This window comes from Zoogloea sp. (assembly GCF_017302315.1).
Taxonomy (GTDB): Bacteria; Pseudomonadota; Gammaproteobacteria; order Burkholderiales; family Rhodocyclaceae; genus Zoogloea.
In genome coordinates, this window is record NZ_JAFLDT010000121.1 from 1 (window position 1) to 8,810 (window position 8,810).

General features: G+C 68.4%; 9 protein-coding genes. 2 read left to right on the top strand and 7 right to left on the bottom strand.

Going from position 1 to position 8,810, the window contains the following annotated elements:
• The 3 genes from J0L98_RS20355 to J0L98_RS20365 all read right to left on the bottom strand — a co-directional run.
• The coding region (locus tag J0L98_RS20355) for a hypothetical protein (RefSeq protein ID WP_296413918.1) at nucleotides 1-339 on the bottom strand (339 nt) is incomplete at its 3' end.
• Nucleotides 336-1,268, bottom strand: coding sequence for a MoxR family ATPase (locus tag J0L98_RS20360; RefSeq protein ID WP_296413919.1), 933 nt, complete (start codon nucleotides 1,266-1,268; stop codon nucleotides 336-338). The genes J0L98_RS20360 and J0L98_RS20355, both read right to left, overlap by 4 nt.
• An 18-nt stretch (nucleotides 1,269-1,286) precedes the next feature.
• Nucleotides 1,287-2,618, bottom strand: coding sequence for a DUF4062 domain-containing protein (locus J0L98_RS20365; RefSeq protein WP_296413921.1), 1,332 nt, complete (start codon nucleotides 2,616-2,618; stop codon nucleotides 1,287-1,289).
• Nucleotides 2,619-2,895: 277 nt separating this feature from the next.
• On the opposite strand from J0L98_RS20365, the gene J0L98_RS20370 reads away from it, so the two are divergent.
• Nucleotides 2,896-3,801: an ROK family protein gene (locus tag J0L98_RS20370; RefSeq protein WP_296413923.1), complete on the top strand. Its 906-nt coding sequence runs from the start codon at nucleotides 2,896-2,898 to the stop codon at nucleotides 3,799-3,801.
• A gap of 324 nt (nucleotides 3,802-4,125) precedes the next feature.
• Nucleotides 4,126-4,542, top strand: coding sequence for a hypothetical protein (locus J0L98_RS20375; protein WP_296413925.1), 417 nt, complete (start codon nucleotides 4,126-4,128; stop codon nucleotides 4,540-4,542).
• On the opposite strand, the gene J0L98_RS20380 is transcribed toward J0L98_RS20375, so the two are convergent.
• The 4 genes from J0L98_RS20380 to J0L98_RS20395 form a co-directional block, all read right to left on the bottom strand.
• Nucleotides 4,526-4,813 (bottom strand): hypothetical protein, encoded by a 288-nt coding sequence (locus J0L98_RS20380; RefSeq protein WP_296413926.1) that lies wholly within the window; start codon nucleotides 4,811-4,813, stop codon nucleotides 4,526-4,528. The genes J0L98_RS20375 and J0L98_RS20380 overlap by 17 nt on opposite strands.
• A 96-nt stretch (nucleotides 4,814-4,909) precedes the next feature.
• Entirely contained in the window at nucleotides 4,910-6,829 is a 1,920-nt protein-coding gene (locus tag J0L98_RS20385; protein WP_296413927.1) for an ATP-binding protein, read from the bottom strand.
• Nucleotides 6,826-8,118 (bottom strand): HD-GYP domain-containing protein, encoded by a 1,293-nt coding sequence (locus J0L98_RS20390; RefSeq protein WP_296413930.1) that lies wholly within the window; start codon nucleotides 8,116-8,118, stop codon nucleotides 6,826-6,828. The genes J0L98_RS20385 and J0L98_RS20390 overlap by 4 nt, the downstream gene beginning before the upstream one ends.
• A 56-nt stretch (nucleotides 8,119-8,174) precedes the next feature.
• Entirely contained in the window at nucleotides 8,175-8,696 is a 522-nt protein-coding gene (locus tag J0L98_RS20395) for an LUD domain-containing protein (RefSeq protein WP_296413932.1), read from the bottom strand.
• Between the last annotated feature and the right edge of the window lie 114 nt (nucleotides 8,697-8,810).

An 8,810-nucleotide genomic window follows, 5' to 3' on the forward strand; every position in this document is an offset into this window, starting at 1 on the left:
GTGTGGCGCGGTGTCGACGGTGCCCGGGGTGTCGGCCCGCGCCGCGTCCAGGTGGGCCAGCGCAGTATCGACGGCGGCGAGCAGGTCGGCTGGTGTGGCGGGGATGTGGGCGAACCAGCGTGCGATGAGGCGGTGTTCTTCATCGGAGCGCGCCCACAGGGTCTGGGCCAGGCGGGCCAGGGCCTGGCGTTCGCCCTGGCCGTCGGGGCTGCTGCCGTAGCCGGCGGCCAGGGCGCGCAGGCCGTCCAGGTAGTCGCGGGTGCCGATGGGCACGCCCTGGGCCACGAGTTCATGAAACAGGCCGTGGAGCAGGGGCGGCAGGGCCGGGGGGCGTGTCACCGGCCGGCCTCGTTGGCGGTGCGGGCGCTGTAACGGCGGATGTCGTCGCGAATCTTGAAGAGCAGGGCCTGGTCGCTGGCGGCCAGCTCGTCCGGCCGGATGTCCTCGGCCCGGCGGCCCTTCCAGTGCAGCACCCGCACCCAGTCCACCAGCTCGCTGGTGGCCGGGAGCTTCTGCAGCTTGAGGTCGTGGGCGCGCTGGCGGATCTCGCAAAAGCGCGCCACGGCGCCGGCGATCAGGGTGTCACTGAGGGCATCCACGCGGGTGGCCAGGTTTTTGCGCACGATCTCGGCGAGCATGGCCGGGTCGCTGGGGAAGTCGAGCTGCACATACAGGCAGCGCCGCAGGAAGGGTTCCGGGAGCTGCTTCTCCCGGTTGCTGGTGATAAGCACGATGGGGCGGGTGCCCTCCGGCGGCCCGCTCACGTGCCGCCCGAAGCCCCGCTGGGCCATGCAGGCTGCGCTCTCGTCGGCGGGCAGGTCTTCGATGTCGAACTCGAAGCGGTCGAGAACGTCGAGGAGATCATTGGGGAAATCGATATCGGCCTTGTCCACTTCGTCGATCAGCACCACGCCGGGCAGGCCCTGCTGGATGGCGCGGCCCAGGGGCTCCAGGCTGATGTAGGGGTGGATGTGGTGGGCTTTGGTGTTGGTGCGATCCTGGGCGTCCTGCAGGCGGCGCAGGGCGTCGAAGCGGTAGAGCAGATCCTTGGCCTGGCTGGTGCTCTTGACCGTCACGGCGATCACCTCGCCGAGGCGGAGCTCTTCGGCAATGGCGCCGGCCAGACGGGTCTTGCCGCAGCCGGCCTCGCCCTCCACCAGCAGCGGGCGGCCCAGGTGGATGGCCAGGTTGACGATCTCGGCGGTCTGGGGCGAGGCGATGTAGCCGGCGCTTTGCTGGCCGGTGTAGGTGGCGTAGGGATGGGGCACGGGCGCTTTCCTTTGTGGTCAGTCCGCCCAGAAGCCATTGCGGGCGAGGCGGTTGTAGACAATGTCGGGTGGTGTGCCGGCGGCGTCCGCCGCGTCGGCGGCGATGGCCCGGCGTTGCGGGGCGTTCAGGTTGCGGCAGCTCTGTTCGAGCCACGCTTCCACGTCTTCGTCGGTGAGGGCGGTCAGCCCGGGCAGGGCCTGCAGGCAGCGGAAGTCGGTGGCGTCGGTGTCCGCCGCCTGCACCAGGGCCGCATCCGGGGCGGCGAGGGGGGCGTGATCGATGACGACACAGATCAGCCGGTGGGGGGGCGTGCGGGCACCGGTCGCGAGCGCATCCACCAGGGGGCGCCAGAAGCCCGTGACGAAATCGGTGAGCCGGTCCGGGTCGCTCCCGACAGAAGGCAGGATGAACAGCAGGGGCGCTTCCTCAAGGCGTGCCAGCACGCGGCCTGCCAGGCGGCCCACATCCGGCCCCTCCAGGCTGGGTACCCGCAGCAGGGCGCCGAGCTGAAGGATCAGGGCTGCCGACCCGTGGCCGTAGAGCGGCTGCCCGCTGAGGGCGCTCATCTCCTCGTCCTGCCCCCAGGCGTACAGGGCCTGGGCAAACTGGAGCTGCCCCCAGTTCTCGGGGCCGTGGACCAGGAAGGCCGCCGCCAGGCTGTCGGCCTGCTTGCACAACACGCGGCGGGCACGCTTGAGGGCCTTCATCTGGGGCTCGCGGCCGATGGCGCCCAGCTCGCTGTCGGGAATCCTGCCGATGGCGGCTTGGGGGCTGTCGGGCGCCTCGCGGATGAGTTTCTGGTTCCAGTGGTGGATGGTGCTGACCAGCCCGGCGACCAGGTCGATGGTGTCGTTGAACGGGTTGATCAGGCGGCCCGGCCCGCCGGCCCAGGCGACCACCGCGGCCTTGAAGGCGGCCTGCTTCTGTCGGGATGCCTCGCGGACCGCCTCGTCGGGGAATTCCTCGGCGAGGACCGCTTCGGCGCTGGCCTTGAGTGCCAGGTCGGCCTCGCTGCCGGTGCGCGGAATGAAGAGAAAGACGGGGGGCGTGTGGCAGGCGTGCCAGTGGTGGGTGGCCCAGCGGAACTCCAGCTCGGTGATGGACTCCTGGAAGCCGGGGGGCGTCCACCCGTAGCGATGGCCGAACAGCCCCACATAGCCGTCACAGGCGGTGAGCTTGTCGCGGCACACGTCCTCCACGTAGGCCGCCGGGTTGGTCCAGTCTTCCTGCAGGGTGATCAGCACCGGGATCTTCTCCACGGCGCGCTTGATGTCCTTGCGCGGCGTCTCGCAATCCCGCGCGGTGGCGCTCAGGAAGAGGGAGCCTATTTCCGGCAAGGGCCTGGGCATGGTGTTGGGCTGGGGGCGGTGAGGCAATAATTATCCTTGAAACCTTGGCTAGCCGCTTATCGGGCCCTTGTTGCGGTGAATGAAGGCCGGATGATGTCGGCTGAGGGCGAGCCTCGTCTTGGCCGCCCTGCATCTATGGCATAGCATGCCAGCACGGATTTGGCTTGGCAGACGCCCATGCCGATGCCCATGACGGCAGGCAGATTGGCGTTATGTGGAGCGCGCCCGGCATTTTTCCGGACGCTTCGTTCCTTGAAACAAATATTCACTGACAATCATGGCACTCCGCATCGGCATTGACCTCGGCGGCACGAAGATCGAAATCATCGCCCTCGACGAAGACGGCCGCACCCTGGCCCGGCGGCGGGTGGCGACGCCGCAGGGTGACTATGGCGCGACCGTGGCAGCGGTGGCCGGGCTGGTGGCGGCGGTGGAGGGCGAGCTGGGGCGGCGCGGAACGGTGGGGGTGGGCATGCCCGGCGCCCTCTCGCTGCGCAGCGGGCTGATCAAGAATGCCAATTCCACCTGCCTGATCGGCAAGCCCCTGCTGAGTGATCTGCAGGCGGCCCTGGGGCGTGAGCTGCGCATGGCCAACGACGCCAACTGCTTTGCCCTGTCAGAGGCCGTGGATGGTGCGGCGGCGGGGGCCGGGGTGGTGTTCGGGGTGATTCTCGGCACCGGCGTGGGGGGCGGTATCGTGGTGAATGGGCGGGCGCTGGGTGGGGCCAATGCCATCGCCGGGGAGTGGGGGCACAACCCCCTGCCCCTGCCGGATGACGACGATGTGCCCCTGCCTGCCTGCTACTGCGGCCGCGCCGGTTGCATCGAAACCTATCTCAGCGGCCCCGGCATGGCCGCCGACCATGCCCGCCGCAACGGCGCGGCGCTGACGCCGGAGGCCATCGTGTCCCGCGCCGCAGCCGGCGATGCCGCCTGCGAAACCACCCTGCAGCGTTACGAGGCGCGTCTGGCCCGGGCGCTGGCCGGGGTGATCAACCTCCTCGACCCGGACGTGATCGTGTTGGGCGGGGGCCTCTCGAACCTGGCGCGTCTGTATGTCCAGGTGCCGCAGCGCTGGTGCGCCCATGTCTTTTCGGATCAGGTGGATACCCGCCTGGTCCGCGCTGTCCATGGGGATTCCTCGGGCGTGCGCGGTGCCGCCTGGCTGTGGCCGGCGGGTTGAGACAATCTGCCGCAATCGGCGCAGAATGTCGCGCTCGGGGTTGCGACAGCTTTCCCGGCCGGATGAAGTCTCCCCTGCGGACACCGCCCAGGCTGCCCATGGACTTACACATCGATACGTTTATTGTTCGTTCCCTGCGCCCCGTGCCACGGGAAGGCCGACGCGCGGACATGTGCCGCCGCGGGTGTGCGACACTGTCCCGATGGGGAGTGCGGCCTGCTGCCCGGTGCGCCACCGGCGGTGTCTGCGCCGTGAGTCATTCATGCCCGACGATCCGGCTTGCCGGTGTCCGGGGCCTGCCCACCCAACCGAGACCTTGAGCCCATGTGGACCACGCCGGATTCTGCCCGCCGCACCAGCCTCTGCCTGATGGAGCTGATGGGCAAGCTCGCTCTTGCCAATGTGGATGCGGCCCAGCGCATTCAATACCTGGTTGCGAGGCTGACCGTGGGGGCGACCGACAACTGCCTGCGCACCCATGTGCTGCAGCACGGCGATGTGCTCTACGCCGCCGACCGGGCGGTGCTCGAAAAGCGTGTCAGCCTGATGGTGGAAGCCGGGGCCGAGGGCTGTGTGACCATCGTCCGGGGCCTGATCGAGGAAAGCACCCGGGCCCATATCTGCTGCATGGAAGACCTCTTTGGTCTCAGGGCCGGCAGACCGGCCACGCTCCAGCTCGCCTTCTCCCCGGGTGTTTCCCTGCCCTTTGCGGGCCTCAGCAGTTTCAGCGTAGCGGAATGACCAGCGGCGGAATGCCGATCACCAAGGATGGCTGGGGCGTATAGGCGTAGCGGGGTGGGGGACCATAGTAGGGCATGGGCTGATAGACCACCCGGGGCGCCGGGTAGTAGCGGGGTGCAGGCGGGTGGTAGTGATGCCTCCAGCCGTGGTGGCGTTCGCCGTATCCATGGCGGTAGTCCCGGCCGCCGCCATGGGCGCTGGCGCCCGATGACAGGCCCAGCCCCAGGCTGACCAGCAGGCCGGCGGTGATCAGTTGGCGGATGTTGTTCATGGTGCTCTCCTCGTTTCCCGGTGCAGGGATGAATCAAGGATAGCGAGCCCGCATCCCTCCGGTGCGGGGGTTTTGTAAGCAAATCTGCGGTCTGGCTCAGGCTTCGGTGTCGGCCTGACGGGGCAGGCTCGCCTGGTGGGCGGCGATCAGGATCTGCCGCCAGCGCTGGATTGCCTCGGCCAGTGCCTCGCGGGCCACCGGCTTGACCACGTAGTCGTCCATGCCCGCGTCGAGGGCGGCCTGGCGTTCGTCGCTCATGGCGTCGGCGCTGACACCGATGATGTAGGCCCGGTTGCCGGCCGCCCGCAGGGCGCGGGTGGCAGCGATGCCATCGAGCCGGGGCATGCGGGCATCCATGAAGATGAGCTCGTAGGCGGCCTCGGCGCAGCGCGCCAGGGCTTCCTCGCCGTTTTCGGCATAGACCAGATCGTGGGCGCCGAGGCGCTCCAGCATGCGGCCCAGGACCAGACGATTGATCGCGTTGTCCTCCACCACCAGGATGCGGGTGCTGCGGCGCAGGATGGCACGGGGCGCTTCGGGGGTGGGGTCTTCCTCGGCGTTGGCACTGGCCAGGCTGACCACGAACCAGAAGCGCGAGCCGCTGCCTTCCGTGCTGTCCACGCCGATCTCGCCATCCATGAGGTCGCACAGCATGCGGCAGATGGCGAGGCCCAGGCCGGTGCCGCCGTAGCGGCGGGTGGTGGACATGTCGGCCTGCTCGAAGGGGGTGAAGATGTTTCGGCACTTTTCCGGAGCGATGCCGATGCCGGAGTCGCTGACCGTGAAGCGCAAGCGGGTGCGGCCGGCCTCGCCGGGGCTGGCTGCCACGTGGACGCCGATGTGGCCTGCCGCGGTGAACTTGAAGGCATTGCCCACCAGGTTCATCAGTACCTGGCGCAGGCGCGTCGGATCACCGATCACCACCCGGGGTGCGCTGTCGGCCACAACCACCTTGAATTCGAGGGCCTTCTCCTGGGCCTTGGGCCGGAACAGCCGTTCCACGTCCGACACCATCTGGCGCAGATCGAATCCCACCTGCTCCAGCGTCATCTTGCGGGCCTCGATCTTCGAGTAGTCGAGGATGTCGTTGATGATGCCGAGCAAGGCCTCGCCGCTCTTCTGGATGGTGCTGATGTAGTCTCTCTGCTCCGCCGAGTGGGGGGCCATCTCCAGTAGCTGGGCCATGCCGATGATGCCGTTCATCGGGGTCCGGATCTCATGGGACATCATCGCCAGGAAGTCGCTCTTGGCGCGGCTGGCGGCGGTGGCGGCGTCCCGGGCCGAGATCAGGGCCTGCTCGGCGTGATGCCTTTCGGTCACGTCGGTCACGCAGAACACCCGGCCGATGACTGCCTCGTCGTGGCGGGCCGGGCGGGAACTCAGCTCGAAGATGCGCCCGTCCCGCAGGGGGATGATGTCGAAGGTTTCGGTGAGACCCTGCCCGGTGAGCAGGGGGCGCAACACTTCGGGTGTCTCGACCGCCTCGATCAGGTGTTCGAGCAGGGCGGCATCGTCGTGGCGGGTCAGCAGGGCTTCGGGGAGATGCCACAGGCGCGCCAGGCGGCGGTTCATGTTCACCACCCGGCCGTCCCGATCCAGGACCAGGATCCCGTCGGCGGTGGCTTCCAGGGTGGCGCGCAGGCGCGAGGCCATCTGTGCCAGTTCGTCCTCGGCACGTTTCTGGGCACCGATGTCGGTGGCGCGCACGAGAATGCCCTCGGGGATGCGGCGGACGCTCTTGCTGGCCGCCAGCAGGCTGTCGTCGGCCCGTCGGTACAGGCCCTCCATCACCTGTTCCTCGATGGCGCCGCCGGCCCGCACTTCCTCCCAGAAAAACAGGTCGGCGAGGGCACACTCGATGTCGGTGATGGACATGCCCACCAGGGCGTCGGCGGGGTGGCCGAGCAGGCGCGCCGCCGCCGGATTGGCCGCGAGGATGAGGAGGTTCTCGGGATGGACGAGGAGGAGGATCTCCTCCGCTGCGGCGAGAAGGGCGTCCTGGTAGGCGGCGTTCATTGCGTGCGCCCCTTGCGCGAATCGGCGTCGAAGTAATAAGTCACCCGCTTGCGTGGGCTGAGGTATTCATACACCTCGGGCGGGAGCTGGATGGGGCGCAGGGCCTTGGCGATATTGATGTCCGGCTCCTCTTCCAGATCGAGCATGATGGCTTCGTCCTTGGGGATATTCGGGTCGTACACCGTGACCCAGGGGCGCAGGGGCTTGGCCGGATTGACGGAAGACACCAGCGCAAGGGCGTCGTTGGAGAGCTTCACCACCGTGCCGGGGGGGTAGACGCCCAGGCAGCGGATCATGACCTGCAGCGCCCGCGTGTCGAACTTGGCGCGGCGTTGGGCGAACATCAGTGACAGGGCCTCGTGGGGTGTCATGGCCTTGGCCAGGTCGGCGGGGTTGCACAGGTTGTCGTAGTAATTGACCAGGGACACGATGCGCGCCAGGGGGTCGATCTGATCGCCCTTGAGCTTGTTGGGGAAGCCGCTGCCGTCGGCCAGTTCATGGTGCTGGAGGATGATCCGCAGTACCGGCTCGGGGAGCCCGATCTGCTTGCCCAGGCGCACGCCGTACTCGCAGTGCAACTGGCGCAGGTTGCGCTCGGGCGCGGTCAGTTCGTGGCGCGGGCGGGCCACCCGGTCGGGAATGTCATTGAGGCCGATGTCGTGGAGCAGGGCGCCCACCCCCAGGATCTGGCAGTGGGCGCGGGCGAAACCCAGCTCCTTGGCCAGCATCATCGACAGGATGGAGCAGTTGAGACCATGGTAGTAGGTCTCTTCACCGCCGGCGTGATCGCCGATCACGTGGAGGGCCACTTCGGGTTGATCGAGGAAGGCCGTCACCATCTGGTTCACCAGTTCGTCCACTTCCTCCAGGCATTCCTTGGGGCGGGCGAAAAGGTTCTTGCCGATGTTGCGCATCACCCCGGCCGCCTTCACCAGGGCTTTCTCCACTTCGATCACCTGCCGTTTGCGCTGCGCCAGGCGGGCAATGCGCTCCTGCTTGCTGGCCAGGGCGGAGTGGGCGGCGGGGTCTTCGACCGGGGGTTCGGGCTGTGGCGCCAGGGCGGGCTGGGGGGCGGCCATGCCCCGGGGCTGGACGTCGGAGCGGTCCGGGTCGTAGCGGAAATGGCTGACCCCCAGGGTTCGCAGGATCGCCAGTTGCTCCGCCGAGCGGATCTTGAAACTGTTGAAGCTGAACGGGTGGCTGAACCAGGGCAGGTCGATATGAACAAAAACCCCGATGCAAAGCTGCTCCGGGGTAAGGACGAAATCCTGGTGGCTGGCTGGCGGCATGAAGCGGTGGCCGGTGGCGGACGATGGAAGCTATTTCGGCGGCGGGGCGCGGAAGTTTAGGCGGCCACCGCTGGGGCGTCGTCCACCAGCAGCACATGCACGCTGCGCGGCCCGTGGGCACCGAGCTGGATGGTGAGCTCCACGTCGCCGGTGCGCGAGGGGCCGGAGATGATGTTGGTGGCCCGGGGCAGGCCGCCAGGAAGGGCGCGCAGCAGGGTCCAGGCGTCTTCGAAGTGGCGCACGATGTGTCCGGCCGGCAGCACGATGAGGTGGTGGTCGGGCACGAAGTTGAGGGTCGTCGGGCTGTCCGGCCCGGACGCCAGGATCAGGCTGCCTATCTCCGCAATGCCGGCCAGACAGGGCGTCACGGACATCTGTTCGTCCTGGCCGGCGGGGCCTGGGTGATGAGCGAAGCCGGCGGGCCAGGGCAGACCGGCCAGTGTGCGGGCCACGGCGGCGCGGGGTGGCAGGCCGTGGGCCTGGCGGTAGGCGTCGACGGCGGCGGGGATGGCGTCGACGCCGCTTACGCGGGCGACCGTGCCCGAGCGGCTCTCGAAGCGGCTGACGAAGCGCGCCACCAGATCGTCGTCGTCGACGGCAATGCGGCTGTGGGCTCGTCTTCGACCCCAACGTCCCCCGCGACGAGGCGATCATGCTCGATCTCGAGCAGGAGCCCGACATCAACATCGCCA

Bases quoted from the DNA above. Each gene is read 5' to 3' on its own strand.
- J0L98_RS20365 (WP_296413921.1), bottom strand. From the start codon at position 2,618: ATGCCCAGGCCCTTGCCGGAAATAGGCTCCCTCTTCCTGAGCGCCACC.
- J0L98_RS20370 (WP_296413923.1), top strand. From the start codon at position 2,896: ATGGCACTCCGCATCGGCATTGACCTCGGCGGCACGAAGATCGAAATC.
- J0L98_RS20375 (WP_296413925.1), top strand. From the start codon at position 4,126: ATGTGGACCACGCCGGATTCTGCCCGCCGCACCAGCCTCTGCCTGATG.
- J0L98_RS20380 (WP_296413926.1), bottom strand. From the start codon at position 4,813: ATGAACAACATCCGCCAACTGATCACCGCCGGCCTGCTGGTCAGCCTG.
- J0L98_RS20385 (WP_296413927.1), bottom strand. From the start codon at position 6,829: ATGAACGCCGCCTACCAGGACGCCCTTCTCGCCGCAGCGGAGGAGATC.
- J0L98_RS20390 (WP_296413930.1), bottom strand. From the start codon at position 8,118: ATGCCGCCAGCCAGCCACCAGGATTTCGTCCTTACCCCGGAGCAGCTT.